At 53.2% G+C, this 15,905-nt stretch carries 15 protein-coding genes and 1 pseudogene; 9 read left to right on the top strand and 7 right to left on the bottom strand.

The annotated features are described in order from the left end of the window. Positions 1-284 (bottom strand): annotated as a pseudogene (locus tag ACWIUF_RS18925) (hypothetical protein); the annotation flags it as partial. A 12-nt stretch (positions 285-296) separates the two neighbouring features. Between ACWIUF_RS18925 and ACWIUF_RS18920 the strand changes: the two are divergent. Beyond that, positions 297-425: a hypothetical protein gene (locus ACWIUF_RS18920; protein ID WP_448574085.1), complete on the top strand. Its 129-nt coding sequence runs from the start codon at positions 297-299 to the stop codon at positions 423-425. A 351-nt stretch (positions 426-776) separates the two neighbouring features. Here the strand turns inward: ACWIUF_RS18920 and ACWIUF_RS18915 are convergent, their stop codons facing one another. Further along, positions 777-1,085, bottom strand: coding sequence for a DUF3493 domain-containing protein (locus tag ACWIUF_RS18915; RefSeq protein WP_448574084.1), 309 nt, complete (start codon positions 1,083-1,085; stop codon positions 777-779). Between the two features lie 113 nt (positions 1,086-1,198). Between ACWIUF_RS18915 and ACWIUF_RS18910 the strand changes: the two genes are divergently transcribed. After that, positions 1,199-1,753, top strand: a complete 555-nt coding sequence (locus tag ACWIUF_RS18910; protein ID WP_448574082.1) for a dihydrofolate reductase family protein — start codon at positions 1,199-1,201, stop codon at positions 1,751-1,753. 31 nt (positions 1,754-1,784) lie between these two features. Here ACWIUF_RS18910 and ACWIUF_RS18905 read toward each other — a convergent pair whose 3' ends face one another. Next, the gene (locus tag ACWIUF_RS18905) at positions 1,785-2,921 is read right to left on the bottom strand and encodes an ATP-dependent 6-phosphofructokinase (RefSeq protein ID WP_448574080.1); all 1,137 of its coding nucleotides are present in this window, start codon (positions 2,919-2,921) and stop codon (positions 1,785-1,787) included. Positions 2,922-3,681: 760 nt separating this feature from the next. On the opposite strand from ACWIUF_RS18905, the gene gap reads away from it, so the two are divergent. The 6 genes from gap (at position 3,682) to ACWIUF_RS18875 (ending at position 8,218) form a co-directional block, all read left to right on the top strand. After that, positions 3,682-4,698, top strand: a complete 1,017-nt coding sequence (gap, locus tag ACWIUF_RS18900; RefSeq protein ID WP_448574079.1) for a type I glyceraldehyde-3-phosphate dehydrogenase — start codon at positions 3,682-3,684, stop codon at positions 4,696-4,698. Positions 4,699-4,934: 236 nt separating this feature from the next. Further along, positions 4,935-5,309 carry a hypothetical protein gene (locus ACWIUF_RS18895; protein WP_448574078.1) on the top strand — a complete coding sequence of 125 codons (375 nt, stop codon included), beginning with the start codon at positions 4,935-4,937 and terminating at the stop codon, positions 5,307-5,309. Positions 5,310-5,362: 53 nt separating this feature from the next. Then, positions 5,363-6,544, top strand: a complete 1,182-nt coding sequence (locus ACWIUF_RS18890; protein ID WP_448574077.1) for a transaldolase — start codon at positions 5,363-5,365, stop codon at positions 6,542-6,544. Between the two features lie 132 nt (positions 6,545-6,676). Continuing rightward, on the top strand, positions 6,677-6,826 hold the full coding sequence (locus ACWIUF_RS18885; protein ID WP_448574076.1) for a hypothetical protein: 150 nt from the start codon (positions 6,677-6,679) through the stop codon (positions 6,824-6,826). Between the two features lie 33 nt (positions 6,827-6,859). Beyond that, complete coding sequence (locus ACWIUF_RS18880) at positions 6,860-7,585, top strand: metal-dependent hydrolase (protein WP_448574075.1); 726 nt, start codon at positions 6,860-6,862, stop codon at positions 7,583-7,585. A gap of 150 nt (positions 7,586-7,735) precedes the next feature. Next, positions 7,736-8,218, top strand: a complete 483-nt coding sequence (locus ACWIUF_RS18875; RefSeq protein WP_448574074.1) for an adenosine-specific kinase — start codon at positions 7,736-7,738, stop codon at positions 8,216-8,218. A 284-nt stretch (positions 8,219-8,502) separates the two neighbouring features. Here the strand turns inward: ACWIUF_RS18875 and recG are convergent, their stop codons facing one another. Beyond that, positions 8,503-11,082, bottom strand: coding sequence for an ATP-dependent DNA helicase RecG (gene recG / locus ACWIUF_RS18870; protein WP_448574073.1), 2,580 nt, complete (start codon positions 11,080-11,082; stop codon positions 8,503-8,505). Between the two features lie 514 nt (positions 11,083-11,596). Between recG and ACWIUF_RS18865 the strand changes: the two genes are divergently transcribed. Further along, positions 11,597-12,205 (top strand): Uma2 family endonuclease, encoded by a 609-nt coding sequence (locus ACWIUF_RS18865; protein ID WP_448574072.1) that lies wholly within the window; start codon positions 11,597-11,599, stop codon positions 12,203-12,205. Between the two features lie 72 nt (positions 12,206-12,277). Here the strand turns inward: ACWIUF_RS18865 and ACWIUF_RS18860 are convergent, their stop codons facing one another. The 3 genes from ACWIUF_RS18860 to ACWIUF_RS18850 all read right to left on the bottom strand — a co-directional run bounded on the left by ACWIUF_RS18860 (position 12,278) and on the right by ACWIUF_RS18850 (position 15,793). Further along, on the bottom strand, positions 12,278-12,640 hold the full coding sequence (locus ACWIUF_RS18860) for a DUF433 domain-containing protein (protein WP_448574071.1): 363 nt from the start codon (positions 12,638-12,640) through the stop codon (positions 12,278-12,280). Positions 12,641-13,579: 939 nt separating this feature from the next. Further along, the gene (locus tag ACWIUF_RS18855; RefSeq protein ID WP_448574070.1) at positions 13,580-15,160 is read right to left on the bottom strand and encodes a M16 family metallopeptidase; all 1,581 of its coding nucleotides are present in this window, start codon (positions 15,158-15,160) and stop codon (positions 13,580-13,582) included. A 63-nt stretch (positions 15,161-15,223) separates the two neighbouring features. Next, a complete protein-coding gene (locus tag ACWIUF_RS18850; RefSeq protein ID WP_448574069.1) occupies positions 15,224-15,793 on the bottom strand; it encodes a pentapeptide repeat-containing protein in 570 nt (189 codons plus the stop codon). Positions 15,794-15,905 lie beyond the last annotated feature (112 nt).

Below are 15,905 nucleotides of genomic sequence, written 5' to 3'. Positions count from 1 at the left end.
GGGCGGCGGGTGGCTTCCAAGCGCACCTGGGTAGCCTGAAGGGTTTCCGGTTGACCATTGGTCTCAAACCGGAGGGTGAGGCGATCACCCGCAAGTGCCCGGAGGGTTAATTGGTCATCGGGCTTGCTGCTAAACCGCTGGACAATACCCACCTGGAGCACCGGTTCTGTGTAGGCCCAGCCAGGAGCGATCGGCCCGCCGATGACCCCTAACCCTAACCCAAGTGCTAATGACCAAAGCCGATGGCGGGAGTAGGCCCCAAAGGCGGATAAGCGGGTGATCACTTGGCTCCTAGGTTGGACCCAGATCCCCCCCAAATGCAGCACGATCGTCATATCCCTAGAACAGTGAACGGCAACAATGGCGAGAACCGCCTGTGCCTGCTAGTCTACCGGGTGCCGCTGGCGATCGCCCAGCCCCGTTAACCCCACCGGGTCCTGCACACCCCGCTGCACATCAAAAAGCTAACGCGCCCTTGCCTCTATAAAAGGGTGAGGCTGACACGTTAGCCCTAAATCCTAGGTGTTATCGGTTAGAGCCTTTATCAGGGTGGCCCCATTTGAACTGCCATCATCATGCCCTGACTTTCTAAAGAATCTCTGCTTTCGTAATACTTTCTTTATTTTCCTTGTCGAAATATGATCGATTTTTAATTTTTACAACAAAAAATGCACATTTGTAACTTATGGCAAGTATATTGACTCTCCGGTTTGGGGGGATGAGCCGCCACGCTAAATTCGCCAATCCTGCCCAAAGACATGGCAAGATTGGAGGGATTAGCGATCCCCTGGGGTCCGATTTTCGAGTCGAAATAGCCAGAGCATGAGGGCTACGACCCCCAATTGCAGGGCTAGGTTGGGCAGAAGATTGGTGACGTTATGACCGGCCAAAAGTTGGCTGAGAAAAATGACAGCCCCGATCGTCCCCGACGCCGCAAACGCAAAATAGATAAATAGGCGCAAGCCTCGATAGGGGGCCGCAGCTTCCGCCTTAAGACGGGCATATTGGTCAGGGGTGAGGTTGCGATGCGCCTTGGGCGTCGCGAAGCTATCGGAGGAGGGGGGGAGCGGCTTGAACTCTGGCATAGGTTCCCTGAACAGCAGATTTGTCCCTGATTTTGTCATGTACTGGCGCGAACGGGGAGAGGCGGTGATTAAAGGCCCTATATTAAGAGATCTATCCCTTCCTTGCGATCGCGATGCCGATTAAATGTTCTGTGTTCATCGCCACCAGCCTGGATGGCTTCATTGCCCGTCCCGATGGTCGGATTGACTGGCTAGACGCGGCGAATGCGAAGGTCCCCCCAGGGGAGGATTTTGGCTACGGAGCCTTTGTGGCGACCGTGGATGCGATCGTGATGGGTCGCCAAACCTTTGAGTCGGTACAAGCCTTTGAGCCGTGGCCCTATGGCTCCCTCCCAGTGATTGTCCTCAGTCGCCGTCAGCGGACTTTACCGCCCGGTCTCCCCGCGACTGTTACCTGGACGGATACTTCCCCAATCGAGTTAATGGTCCAGCTAGCCGAGCAGGGGTACCAACACCTTTATATTGATGGTGGCGTCACGATTCAGCGCTTTCTGGTCGCAAACCTGATTGCGGATCTGATCATCACCCAAATTCCGGTACTTCTGGGAGTGGGCCGTCCCCTATTTGGCCCTTTGCCCCAAGACCTCTCCCTGGAACTGATCGCCACCCGTGGGTATGCCTGTGGGTTTGTCCAAAGCCATTACCGGGTGCTCTACCCGCCCGCCTGAAGCTGCTTCACTACGGGCGATGGTTTCCCTATTACACCGGCAGGGGGGCTACCGGATGACTCCCCTGCACCTCCGGCGCAAAGGTTGCCGATTCCGGGGGTAACTCACCCACGTAGGTATTCAAGGCACGGGCCGTTTGCACCAGGAAGTGATTTGGGTCAACAAAGGTGGGACTCTTGGCAAAGACTTCGGTTTGGGGAACACTGATCAGTTCGCCGTACTGCCAAGCCACCATCCGATTGAAGCGTCCCTCAGCCACCAGATCGACGGCGGCTTTACCAAACGTAGTTGCTAGGAGGCGATCGAGGGCGGAGGGAATCCCCCCCCGTTGCACGTGCCCCAGGACGGTTACCCGTGCCTCTAAATTGCTCTTGCTACAACGACAGACCTGATCGGCGATGTAATCCCCAATCCCGTGGAAGCGCAAATGCCCCTTGTCATCTTTTTCGCCGACAAATTCCCCTTCGATGGTTCGTGCCCCCTCGGCAACCACGACGATCGCAAAACACCGACCCCAGCGCTCCCGCAGTTCGCGAATTTTGCGACATATACTGTCGATCGTGTAGGGAATTTCGGGGATCAAAATGACATCGGCTCCCCCAGCCAGACCCGCATTCAGGGCCAGGTGACCAGAGTTGCGGCCCATAACTTCCACCACCATGACGCGATCGTGGCTAGCTGCCGTACAGGAGAGGTTGTAGAGGGCGTTGGTCACCGTATTCACGGCTGTGTCAAAGCCGATCGAACGCTCGGTGAGGGCAACATCGTTGTCAATGGTCTTGGGGATGGCGACGAGGTTCCAATTCCCCTTCATCGCGAGATCGTGAAGAATGGCCAGACTGCCATCGCCGCCGATCGCGATCAGAGCGTCTAATTCCAACTTGTGATATCCGGCAATAATCGCATCGGCGTTCGCCGCCGTATCCCCCTTATTGACAGACCCCAGAATCGTCCCCCCCAAGCTCAGGAGGGGATCAATTCCCCGCAAATCTTGGGAATGTACCGTTAAGTGTGATGCCTTCGCCTCCAGTAGCCCTTGGGTTGCATACGGGATACCCAACACTTCCCAGCCATAGGTTAAGGTGGCATGACTGACCACGGCCCGGATCGCTGCATTCAAACCCGGACAGTCACCGCCGCTTGTAAGGATACCCACTCGTTTCGTCATCGATCGTTACCCCGGACCACTACTACAAAACTACTACTGATACTGAATATGGAGCAATCTGGAGACTAGCATCGGGAGGATGGCGCAGGGCTACCTGTGTGTTCACCCCTAGGGTCACAGAACCATTACCAGAAGCATGAGCAAATCCTAAAAGATTCCTGCTGAGTCCAGATCCCAACATGACCTCGACAATTACGCTTTTATCTTAAAGCCTAATTTCTGGCATTTTGCAAGTCCTAATGTTATCTAATTAAAACATATCGATGGTTGGAAATAACCTAGCATAAGCCAGAGGTCAGTTAGCAAATCTTTAGGAAACTGCTTCTAGACAGCAAACTGAGCAAGGCCGATCTATTGCCCTTAGTCTATCTCTAGCACGTCAGAGAAGTGTCATCAAAATTCTCGAAAAATCTCGAAATCTAGTCTTTTAGGTTACAGCCTAAGTTACACTGAAGCTTAAATTACCCTGGAATAGTCGTTTTTTTTTCAAAAAATGACGATGAGTTAAAATCCCTTAGCCTATAACCGTAAAACATGACGGGCAAGACATCTCTTTTTTTTATCTTTATTTTAGAATTTTGCACAAAAAATGATAAACTTTTAGACTTGGATGTTATCGGGATTACAAGCGGATTATGCGTTAATCGTCCGGTAACGGGTGGAAATCCTGAAGTTTTTCTAAACAGTCGTTGCAAATCCCAAAGGCATATTACAAACTGTTTCTGAACCCCTTGTCACTGACTGAATAGGAGTAACGATAGTGGCACCACTCAAAATTGGGATTAATGGATTTGGCCGAATTGGGCGACTGGTTTTTCGGGCTGCGATCGCCAACCCTAATCTAGAATTTGTTGGGATCAATGATCTGGTCCCGGCTGATAATATTGCTTATCTGCTCAAGTACGACTCTACCCACGGTCCTTTTCAGGGGACGGTGGTTGCCAAGGACGACGGGATTGTGGTGAACGATCGCTTCATCCCCTGTTTGTCCGTGCGCAATCCAGCAGAACTGCCCTGGGGGAGCCTGGGAGCCGAGTATGTGATCGAGTCCACGGGGCTGTTTACCAGCCACGAAGGGGCCTCCAATCACCTCAAAGCTGGTGCCCGCCGTGTGATCCTCTCCGCCCCCACCAAGGACCCGGATAAGGTTCCCACCTTTGTGGTCGGGGTCAACCATACGGATTTCAATCCTGCGACGGATACGATCGTCTCCAATGCCAGTTGTACCACCAATTGTTTAGCCCCCGTTGCCAAGGTGATTCACGACAACTTTGGCTTAGCGGAAGGGCTGATGACGACGATTCACGCCATGACCGCTACCCAGCCTACGGTGGATGGTCCCAGCAAAAAAGACTGGCGTGGGGGACGGGGTGCGACTCAAAATATTATCCCGGCTTCTACCGGAGCTGCGAAGGCGGTGACGTTAGTCTTACCGGCCCTCAAGGGGCGGCTGACGGGGATGGCCTTTCGCGTGCCAACGCCTAACGTTTCCGTTGTGGACTTGACCTTTAAAACAGAGAAAGCCACGTCCTATGCGGAGATTTGTGCCGCGATGCGGGCTGCTGCCGAGGGACCCCTTAAAGGGATTCTGGGCTATACCGACGATGCGGTGGTCTCGAGCGACTTCACAACCGATCCCCACTCTAGTATTTTTGATGCGGGAGCCGGGATTGAACTGAATGCGAATTTCTTTAAGGTAGTGTCCTGGTACGACAATGAGTGGGGATATTCCCAGCGCCTGATTGATTTGATGCTGGCAATGGCGGCGAAGGAATAGGTCCACGATGGGGAGTCGAGGCGGTGGTGCCCGACTCCTGGTCTGCTGTATCCATAATGCTCGGCAACTATGCCCTATAAATACGTCCTGGCAAGTCCTCGATCATTAGCGTGGGGCAGGGGGCAATGATGGTGATTGGCAACTGCCGCCGATCAGTGGGTAAAGTTTAAGTGGGGCAATGGGTGACTAGGGTGCGATCGCGCTCTGTTTTTGACAGCACCGATGGAGGAGGGCTAATGGCGGAATCGCGAGCGGAAACACAAATAGACCTAAGGGAGTTGCTGGTCCTCAGTGCTGATTTGGTGAGGGCGACACAGCAAAATACTCGGCACTTGGAACTGCAAACCCAGCAAATTGGCGAATTAACCGAGTCAATCACCGCTCTCCGCCTTGAGTCTGAGGCCCAAGGCCAACGCATGGAGCAGGGCTTTGAGCGTATGGAGCAGGGTTTAGATCGCCTGGAGCAGGTAGTACGCCAACAAGGGCAACAAATGCACCAGGGTTTAGATCGCCTGGAGAAAGTTGTTCAGGATCAGGGAAGTCAAATGCTCACCATTGTGCAACAACTCGTCCAGGTTGTTGATCACAGGGTTGCCGATCGCGATCGCTGACTTTGCCGAGGAAGTCGTTCGATTGTTCCAACTATTCAATCTAGGAGTTACTTATGTCTACGTCTACGAGCCTACTGGAACAATTACGTGGCATGACGATCGTGGTGGCCGATACGGGCGATATCCAGGCGATCGAGCAATTCAAACCCCGTGATGCGACGACGAATCCTTCGTTGATTACGGCAGCCGCCCAAATGCCCCAATACCAGGAAATTGTGGATGAAACCCTGCGCCATGCTAGGGCGGAGGCGGGGGCAGATGCCAGTGAATCTGAGGTGGCAACGCTGGCCTTTGAACGGTTAGCGGTGGCCTTTGGTAAACGCATTTTACAGATTATTCCTGGTCGGGTTTCCACGGAGGTGGATGCGCGTCTGTCCTATGATACTGACGCTACGATCGCTAAGGCTCGGTATTTAATCTCAGAGTACGAAAAGGCTGGGATTGGCCGCGATCGCATTTTGATCAAAATCGCCTCGACTTGGGAAGGTATTCGTGCTGCCGAGGTTCTCGAAAAAGAAGGGATTCACTGTAATTTGACCTTGCTGTTTGGGCTGCATCAAGCGATCGCCTGTGCCGAGGCCGGAGTTACCCTAATTTCTCCCTTTGTCGGGCGCATTCTCGACTGGTATGTGAAGGAAACTGGGCGAGAGTATGTCGGGGCTGAAGATCCAGGGGTGCAGTCCGTGACCACGATCTACAACTATTACAAGAAGTTTGGCTACAAGACCGAAGTGATGGGGGCTAGCTTCCGTAATATTGGGGAGATTTGTGAACTCGCAGGTTGCGATCTGCTGACTATTTCGCCTAAATTGTTGAGTGAGTTGGAGGCAACCCAGGCGGATCTCCCCCGCAAGTTAGAGCCGGGTCACGCGGCGACAATGGATATTGAGGAAATTCACATCGATCGGGCTACTTTTGACCAAATGCACGCTGCCGATCGTATGGCTTCGGAAAAGCTAGCCGAGGGGATTCACGGATTTACCAAGGCACTGGAAAGCCTAGAAGCGTTGCTCGAAAAACGCCTGCGCCAGTTGGAAGGGTGTGAGGTGGTAAATCGCACGGCAGAGAAGCTTTTCCAAACCTATGATTTGGATGGCGATGGCTTCATTACCCGTGAAGAATGGATGGGGACGGATGTGGTGTTTGATGCCCTAGATACCGATGGCGATGGCAAAATTACTCCTCAGGAGATGGGGATTGGTTTAGGGGCTGCTTGTCAATTAAGCACGGTTTGATACTGAGATTCCATTCGATGTGACCCTTTGCCTGATCCTCTCGCAGCCCCGATTGCCTTGGGGGCAGCATAAGCACTACAGTGCTTACGACATACTTGGAGATGATGGCGGATGAAGCGATGGAGCCGAAGGATGATGCGATTCACCCTCCCAGAGCGACGGTTACCTCTAGGCCAATGGGGGCAAGCGATCGCGTCGCAATTCTGGTCAAGATTCTGGGCGCGTCTGGGGACGATCGCGGTGTTGGTGCTGGCACTGGTATGGTTCAGTAGCGGCCTGTGATCTAGCCCAGCGCAAGCGGCAGCGGCCACCGAATTGTACTGGTATGGTCACGCGGCCTTTCGGGTGACAACGCCAAGTGGTAAGGTTTTGCTCCTCGACCCCTGGCTGGAAAATCCCATGAACCCAACGGGTCAATCTGATTTGGCCGAACTCGATCGGGCCGATTTAATTCTTGTTACCCACGGTCATGGGGATCATGTGGGGAATGCGATCGCCATTGCCAAAAAAACGGGCGCAAAATTAGTCAGCACTTTTGATTTAGGGAATGCCCTAGTGAGTATCAGTGGGTATCCGGCTGATCAGGTGGGGTTTGATACCTTGGGGAATTTCGGCGGGGAATTATCGCTGCTCAATGGTGAGGTGCGGGTTCTGTTTGTGCCAGCCGTTCATAGTTCCGCGATCGCCTCCGATGGTAGTCCGGCAATCTTTGCGGGAAATCCAGGCGGCTTTCTTATTACCGTCAAAAATGGCCCCACAATTTACCATACGGGGGATACGGATGTGTTTACCGATATGGCCTTGATCCCTAAATTTCATCCCGTCGATGTGATGTTGGCTTGTATTGGGGATCAGTTCACAATGGGACCCGATCGAGCCGCCGAAGCTGTCCGTTTAGTGAAACCCAAAATGGTCGTGCCCATGCACTTTGGGGTTTTTAACCTGACGGGAACACCCGAAGCCTTTGCCCAAGCCTTACAACAACAGGGAGTCAGCACCCAATTTAAGCGAATGCAGGTCCATGAAGCCCTATCGCTATGATGTCATCAGTTTGAATATAGCCATTCCGGGTGATTTATAAGTGTGGGGTGGGCATCCTGCCCGCCCAGGCTAGAAGCTTACCCCCAAATACCGAGTTGAATCATTTAGGATTGCTAGATTTAATTGGGGCCTTTGACAAGGGACTTAACAATGGAACTGCACACGATTGACCTGACTTTGCCAGAAGGAAGTAATCTCATCCTGGGCCAAAGCCATTTTATTAAAACGGTTGAAGATCTTTATGAAGTATTGGTGGGAACGTCTTCCCAGGTTAAGTTTGGTTTGGCTTTTTGCGAGGCATCAGGTCCCTGTTTAATTCGCGCCGTTGGCAATGATGAGGCTTTGCAGGCAGCCGCGATCGCCAATGCCCAAGCGATCGGGGCCGGTCACAGCTTTATTATTCTGCTCAAAGAGGCCTATCCCATCAACTTTCTCAATGGCATTAAACAGTGCCCAGAGGTTTGCTCTATCTACTGTGCAACGGCCAATCCCGTCCAGGTAATTATTGCTGAGACCAACCAAGGACGCGGCATTTTAGGTGTGATTGATGGAGCCTCACCGCAGGGTGTTGAGGCTCCCGCTGATATTGAATCCCGGCGATCGCTCCTCCGCCAAATTGGGTATAAACTCTAAAGCATCCGACGACAGGAATACCCAAAATTGTTGTAGGGACGGGTTGCAGCCAAATCTGGACCACAGACCAGCCATCTAGATAAACCTGCCCATTTCTAACAAATTAGATTGCCCCAAGATCCTTCCAGCACATCAGATCGGGTGCATCCCACTTTTGCTACCCTCACCCTAAATCCCTCTCCCAGGACGGGAGAGGGACTTGGAAATCTGGCTCCCCTTCACCCCTTTTGGGAGAAGAGGTTGGGGGATGAGGGCTGTATGTTGCCAAGCTGGGATGCTCCCCATCAAATTAAAATCGCACCACCCAATAGCCGTTGATAGCGATAGGTTAATTCTTGTTTCATCAAAGGCCAACGCTCAAGGGCAGGATCTTGTTTCATCACCCGTTCTGCTGCCCCACGGGCTAGGTTTAAGATTTCCTGATCATCGAGGAGACTCGCGAGGGCAAAATCCGGTAGCCCCGATTGGCGTGTCCCCAAGACTTCCCCCGGCCCCCGGAATCGTAGATCCATCTCCGAGATAAAAAAGCCATCCTGGGACTGTTCCAAAACCCGTAACCGTTGTTGGGCATTTTCCGCCTTGGAACTGCTCATTAGCAAACAATAGGACTGCTGCGCCCCCCGCCCTACCCGACCGCGCAATTGGTGCAACTGGGAGAGACCAAATCGCTCCGCGTGTTCAATGAGCATGACCGTGGCATTGGGAATATCAACGCCTACTTCGATCACCGTTGTCGAGACCAAAATGTGTAAGTGCTTGTCCCGAAATTGGTTAATGACGGCCTCTTTATCGGCTGCACTCATACGCCCATGCAATAATCCCACTCGAAATTCAGGAAAGATGACTTCCTGAAGGCGTTGGTATTCCGCTGTGGCCGATTTGAGGTCCATCTTTTCCGACTCTTCCACTAGGGGCAGTACCACATAAACCTGGCGGCCTTGGGCAATTTCCCGACGGATCAGATCATAGGCATGAGGGCGATCGCGATTAAACAACACGGTAGTCTGGATCGCCTGCCGACCGGGGGGCAGTTCATCAATTTGGCTCACATCTAAATCCCCGTGCAGGGTTAACGTGAGCGTTCGGGGGATCGGCGTGGCGGTCATCGTTAACACATGGGGATCAATGCCCTTTTGTTGCAGTTTGGCCCGTTGTTCGACCCCAAAGCGGTGTTGTTCATCAATCACAATCAGGCCCAATTGGTGAAATTGAACCGTATCTTGGATCAGGGCATGGGTACCGACAATCAAGGGCAGTTCACCGGTTGCCAATTGACGATAGATTTCCCGGCGTTTGGCGGTGCGTGTTGATCCGGTCAGCAGTTCCACCGGCAGTTGCAACAGGTTGAACCACTCCACCAATTTGCGATAGTGCTGTTCAGCCAACACTTCCGTTGGGGCCATCATGGCTCCTTGATATCCGGCCTGAATCGCAGCCAACAGGGCCACCACAGCTACCACGGTTTTCCCAGACCCCACATCTCCCTGCACAAGGCGATTCATGGGCTGGGACTGTTGTAAATCCGTGAGGATTTCGTTGATGACCCGTTGCTGTGCCCCGGTGAGTTGAAAGGGGAGAAGTTGATAGAACTGGTCAATGAGTTTGCCAGTGGGAGCGAGGGCCACACTGTGCTGGCTTTGGCGTTGTTGGTATCGCCGTTGCAGCAGGCTGAGTTGCAGGTAGAAAAACTCATCAAACACCAGCCGCCGTCGGGCGAGGGCACCGCTGTCGGGATCGGGGGGATAGTGAATGTGGGCGATCGCGGTGGGTAAATCAATCAGGCCATACTTCTGGCGCATGGCTTGGGGTAAGGGTTCCTTGAGTTGCTTCGCGGCAGGTAACGCGGCCAAGACGGCCCGTCGGATCACATCGGCACCCAGATTACTGGTGAGGGCATAGACGGGCACCACCCGCCCCACTTTCAGGGACGTAATCTGACTGCCCTGGTGATCAAGGACTTCGATTTCCGGTTGCTCGATCGTTAAGCCATACTTGCTCTCTTTGACAAACCCGGACGCCGCCACGATCGCCCCTGGGGGAAAGCGCCGCCGTTGTTGCTCCTGCCAACTGCGATTGGTGAACCGTGCCCCCGGCATAAAGCGGCTCAGTTTAATTTGACCCGTATGATCTTGGAGAACCAATTCTAGGATGGTGAGTTTGTTATTGCGGGGACTGGTGAAACAATTGCAGCGCTTCACACTCGCCACCACCGTAACTGTCTCCCCCGCTTCTAAATCCCGAATCGTCACTTGGCGGGCATAGTCAATGTAATCCCGTGGAAAGTAGTACAACAAATCCCGGACCGTGATTAACCCTAATTCGCCCAATTGTTTCCCCTGGCGGGGACCCACGCCATTGAGTTGGGTGAGGGCTTGGTCGAGGGAAAGACTTTGCTGCCCCTGGCTGTGGCCGGGAAGGATCTCCGTGGTCCGGGGCCGTTTAGCCTTAGGCGTCGCGCGGGCATCCCCCCTGCTGCTCTGGTTTGTGGGGTAGGCGTCCTGCCTGCCCGTCTCTCCAACCTCCCGTTCACTGCTGCCCTCAGGGGGAGCATCCGTCGTAAGGGCCAAACTCAACTGCTGGGTCGCTTCCCACGATCGCCGGGTCTGATAAAGTACATTGCGGGTTTCAGCAACGAGATGTTGACGTTGGGCAAAGGTGAGATCGGGATAGCGAGCATAGCGATCGGCGAGGCGTTGCCAGCGTTCTTGGTGATCGGCGGGGATGTGCCCACTCGACTGGCTGAGGCTGAGGCTGAGAAATTCGCTAAAGCGATATTGGCGGCCCACGAGGTCGTTAAACCCCTGTTCCGCCTCTTTTGCCAGCGCTTTCTGGAGCCGTGGCCAATCGGGTTGCTCTGGTATCACTGGGTTACGCTTGCTGGAAATTCACAATTCACAATTTTAGAAGGGCAGGTTTATCAATTGGATCGGTAAGCCGTACAGACTTAGGAGCAATCGGCCCCTACTGTTCAATGATGATAAAGATTTCTAGCGATTTTCCAATAACCATCTGTTCTTCAGGCAATTTTTAGGGTTAGGGCTAGCGGACAGCGTGCCGGATGCCACCACTGTGTGGTTATCTCGGAAGCAGTTGCAACAACATGGCTTAATTGCGGCCCTGTTCGAGCCGTTTGCCGAGTATCTTGAGGGGGCCGGTTACGCAGCCAAGGATGGCCAAATCGTGGCTGCCATCTTATATGGCGATAAGAATCATGTGAATCGGGATGTGGAGTTTGGCTTCATGCGGCGCTACACGGTCACGGCAGCATCGGTGCATGATGCAACGTTATGCCTCGAAAAACTCAACTATTCGAGGTGCCTAATAGCCTGCTCAAACCACATAATATTGAGACATTGTCAATGCGGAGGTTTACCGACCATGAGCATCCCAACTGCTGAGCCGCTGACACCAATGGTGGAGGCCCCCCGGCATTACTTGCCGGAAGAGTACTTAGCAATGGAAGTGGCGGCAGCGGAGCGTCATGAATATCGTGATGGCAAGATTATGCCAAGGGTGGCCAACACCCCCAACCACAATAAATTGGCAGGTAACCTATGTGCCGCGATTCATTTTGCGCTAAAGCGTCAACCTTATGAGGTATACATGACCGATCAGCGGCTGTGGATTCCTGATCACCCGACCTATACCTATCCCGATGTCATGGTTGTGGCGCAACCCCTAGTCTATGCACCCGATCGCCGCGATACGCTGACGAATCCGTTGCTCATTATCGAAATTCTTTCGCCTTCGACGGCGGCTGACGATCGAGGTTCTAAATTTGCGCTCTATCGCACAATTCCCACGTTTCAAGAATATGTGTTGGTTGAGCAGGATCGGATTTACCTGGAGCAATATACAAAAACTAACGATCGCCAGTGGTTATTGACGCCCTATACCGAAAATGATGCGGTGTTAACTCTGGATAGTTTGGATTTAGACATTGCGATCGCGGATATCTACGATAAGGTTGCGGTTGAATCGGTCTAAGGAAAAGGGATAAACAGGATCTGGCCTTCATATTCTTCAGGCTGGCTACAAACAATAAATAAGCATAAGTCATCAATGACTTGCCCAATCGGGGCTTTTGCATTGGACCTGAGCACGATCGCGCAACCGCTGCCTTAGATCAGCGAGGTTATGTTGTTGAACAAATTGCTGTCGGTGTTGTTCGGCGTTCTGTTGACGTTGTGCTAGGTAGGTATCAATTGCTTGACGGTGGTTGAGGTAGTAGGAAATTGTGGCGTAGATGTCTCCTAAACTCAGAACGGGATATTGGACAGCAATCTCTTCTGGTGTTGCGCCCTGTTGGTATGCAGCGAGTAGGCTGTCAAGGGTCACGCGGCTTTGGGCAATGCGAATTCCCCCGGCTTCATCCCAATGGAAGGGGGGGGCAGAAACTTCAAACTCAACTTGAGCAGTCATTGTATCCCTGTATATCCTTGGCTGATGATCGTAGATTGATCATAATCATACCTATGATGCTTCGCGATCGATATGTGCTTTTTATGGACAGATGGACGTGAAGAAATAGGCGGGCAGATGGACGTGAGGAGATGGGCGGGTTCATGGAGATTTGGTGTGGGCAGCTAGGATTTTGGTGCAACCCGCCCCTACGCCTTTGGGTCTTGGTTAACCGTGACAATATTGTTCCTTTCTTTGCCGATGAATTGCATCAAAATCAGGTAGGGGCAGGTTGTGCAGCAGACTGGCGGGGAAACGACTATGCCTGTAAACCTGCCCCCTAGGGGTTGGCGGATGGACGGGGGGATTGATGGGAGGAGATGGGCGGGTTCATCGAGATTTGGTGTGGGCGGCAAAGATTTGGGTGCAACCCGCCCCTACCCATATTGGGTCTTGATTGGCCACGACAATCTTCTTCCTTCCTTTGCCGAATTGGCCACGACAATCTTCTTCCTTCCTTTGCCGATAAATTGCATCAAGATCCGGTAGGGGCAGGTTATTCAGAGGGTTACTGGGAAAACGACCATGCCTATAAACCTGCCCCATAGGGGTTGGCGGATGGACGTGAAAAAATGGGCTGATTAACCCAATCAAAGATCCGGTAGGGGCAGGTTGTGCAGCAGATCGGCGGGAAAACGACCATGCCTATAAACCTGCCCCCTAGGGGTTGATGGATGACGGGGGGATTGATGGACAGATGGACGTGAAAACATGGGCGGATGAACGTGACGAAATGGGCGGGTTCATTGATATTGGGAGTGGGCGGCAAAGATTTGGGTGCAACCCGCCCCTACGCATGATCGTCTTCTTTGTGTCTTTGTGTCTTTGTGGTGAAAAAAACTGGAATCGCCCATCGCAACACACACCATAATGCCTTAAGCTCTACACTTGAAATATCCCCTACGATTCACTCAAGAGGCGACCCACCGTGCGATTTTCCGGTCGAAACGTTTGACGGGCAACCCGCTGGATATCGGCAGGCGTAACAGCAGCAATACGATCGATCTCCGTAAACAAGTTGCGCCAACTCCCTGTTTTCACCTCATAGTCCACCAGCAGCGAAGCCATGCCCATCGTTGAGTCCAGCGATCGCAGCAGACTGGCCCGTGCTTGGGTTTTCACCCGATCGAGTTCAGCCTCAGTGACTAACTCAGTTTTCAGGCGATCCAATTCCTGGTGTAGGGCCTTCGCGATATCGTCCAAGCTTTGACCGGGCGCACTCAGGGCATAGAACAGCATCAAGTTGGGGTACTTATTCGCCGGATAGCCCACCGACCCCCGCGCGGCCAAGGCAATCTGCTGTTGCTCCACCAAGGAACGATAGAGACGCGACGTGCGACCACTACTAAGCAGATCGCTCATGAGTTCATAGACAACGTAGTCCCGATCGGCGATCGCCGGAGCATGGTATGCCTCAAAGTACCAGGGTTGGGTGGGCATGGTCAGGCTGAGTTCACGGGGTTCCCGTTGCTCAGGTTCGATCGCCGTTAACGCCGGGGGTTTCGGAGCCGCCGGATAGCGACCAAAATAGGCTTGGGCCATCCGTTGCACCGTTTGGGGATTCACATCACCCACGATCGCGATCGTTAAATTGGCAGGCACATAATAGGCATCAAAAAAATCCTGCACATTGGCCCGCGTGAGGGCTTCGATATCTGCTTGATAGCCAATCAGCGATCGGCGATAGGGATGCACCTGGAAAGCCACCGCTCGTAACTCCTCCAACATCCGGTTAATCGGATCATTCTCTAGCCGCAACCGCCGTTCTTCCAGAATGACATCCTTTTCTTCAAAAAACTCCCGGAAAACGGGTTCCAAAAAACGCTCCGACTCTAGCGACATCCATAATTCCAATTTATTCGCTGGGAAACTGTAGAAATAACGGGTAGCATCCATTGAGGTAGCCGCATTCAGACCCACCCCGCCCGCTTGTTCAACAATTTGCCCCAATTCGTTTTGGCGCACATAGGTGGCCGCTTCCGCTTTCAGGGTTTGGAATTGTTGCTCTAGGCTTTTGACGCGATCAGTCTTGCCGCTGGCCTTCGCCGCTTGAATCTGGTCAAATAGCTGATCCAATTGGTCCAATAGGGGCCGTTCGGCAGCATAATCCCAGGTTCCAATTTTCGGCGTTCCCTTAAAAGCCAGGTGTTCTAAAAAGTGGGCCACCCCCGTTTGCCCATCGGGTTCATCCACCCCGCCCACATCGGCATAGGTCACAAAGGAAATAATCGGGGCCTGGTGATTTTCCAACACAATGAACTTCAGGCCATTGTCCAGGCGAAACTCGGTGATATTGCGACTGACGCGATCGAGGTAGGGCTGGATCGATCGCACCGTTGTGGGGACGGGTGCCGATGTTAGCGTGGTCGCCAGAGCCGCACCACTGGTGAGCCAGAAGCTCCCGATGAGACAGAGCAGCAGACTCAGGGCAAAGGGCCATTGCCGCCACCATTGATAGCGGGTTTCACCACAGGATTGCATACGTTTGCTTAGCACAATGGGCAAGACGACTAAAGGACACAGACGGGCGACATTAACCGCTGGCTAGCGGCAACCCAAGCTCTCGCGGGTGGCAACCCCAGTGACAGGATTCACCCCCTCGGCCCGCTGACACAGTTGGACCACCTGGTAGGTGTTGAGGAGCGCCCCGGAAAAATCGGCTCCAGTAATGGTGGTTTGGTAAAAACTACTTTGGGAGGCGATCGCATCCACAAACCGTGCATTCGTCAAATTGGCCCCCTCCAGGTTAACGCGATCGATCAGGGCATCAGTGAGATTCGCGCCCGTCAGGTCGGTATGCAGCAGGGTCGCCTTGGTGAAGATTGCCCGTGTCAGGTCGGCCCCGGCGAACGTGGCTTCGCGCAGGTCAGCCGCCGCAAATACCGCTTGCCGCAGATCCAGGTTTGAGAAATCACGCCCCTGAAGTTCACCATAGGTATAGTTCACGGTCTTATCCTGTGCCCAAGCCGGACGGGCCGACAGTAACACCCACAAGACCGCAAGGAGGACTACCCCAATCAGCCGCAGGAGTAGCCAGTTTGAGCATCGTTTTAAGAATGCCGGTTTTGCGAATAACGGTTTTGAGGCAAGTTGTTCCAAGGATCGCGTCCACATGGTTGGAGTTCGGAAGCCGCACTGTATCTCAACCATAGCGGAAAGCTGGATCGGTCGTCTGCGTGATCTGGGTTTAGCGCCGGAATTCCGCACCAGATCAGAGCCAATCGCT

It is taken from the genome of Trichothermofontia sp. (assembly GCF_053493415.1).
Note: the sequence above shows the minus strand (reverse complement) of the source record. Positions and strands in the feature narration are given on the sequence as shown.

Coding starts and splice junctions, on each gene's coding strand:
- ACWIUF_RS18915 (WP_448574084.1), bottom strand. CDS start 1,085: ATGCCAGAGTTCAAGCCGCTCCCCCCCTCCTCCGATAGCTTCGCGACG.
- ACWIUF_RS18910 (WP_448574082.1), top strand. CDS start 1,199: ATGCCGATTAAATGTTCTGTGTTCATCGCCACCAGCCTGGATGGCTTC.
- ACWIUF_RS18905 (WP_448574080.1), bottom strand. CDS start 2,921: ATGACGAAACGAGTGGGTATCCTTACAAGCGGCGGTGACTGTCCGGGT.
- ACWIUF_RS18895 (WP_448574078.1), top strand. CDS start 4,935: ATGGCGGAATCGCGAGCGGAAACACAAATAGACCTAAGGGAGTTGCTG.
- ACWIUF_RS18890 (WP_448574077.1), top strand. CDS start 5,363: ATGTCTACGTCTACGAGCCTACTGGAACAATTACGTGGCATGACGATC.
- ACWIUF_RS18885 (WP_448574076.1), top strand. CDS start 6,677: ATGATGCGATTCACCCTCCCAGAGCGACGGTTACCTCTAGGCCAATGG.
- ACWIUF_RS18875 (WP_448574074.1), top strand. CDS start 7,736: ATGGAACTGCACACGATTGACCTGACTTTGCCAGAAGGAAGTAATCTC.
- ACWIUF_RS18865 (WP_448574072.1), top strand. CDS start 11,597: ATGAGCATCCCAACTGCTGAGCCGCTGACACCAATGGTGGAGGCCCCC.
- ACWIUF_RS18860 (WP_448574071.1), bottom strand. CDS start 12,640: ATGACTGCTCAAGTTGAGTTTGAAGTTTCTGCCCCCCCCTTCCATTGG.
- ACWIUF_RS18855 (WP_448574070.1), bottom strand. CDS start 15,160: ATGCAATCCTGTGGTGAAACCCGCTATCAATGGTGGCGGCAATGGCCC.
- ACWIUF_RS18850 (WP_448574069.1), bottom strand. CDS start 15,793: ATGTGGACGCGATCCTTGGAACAACTTGCCTCAAAACCGTTATTCGCA.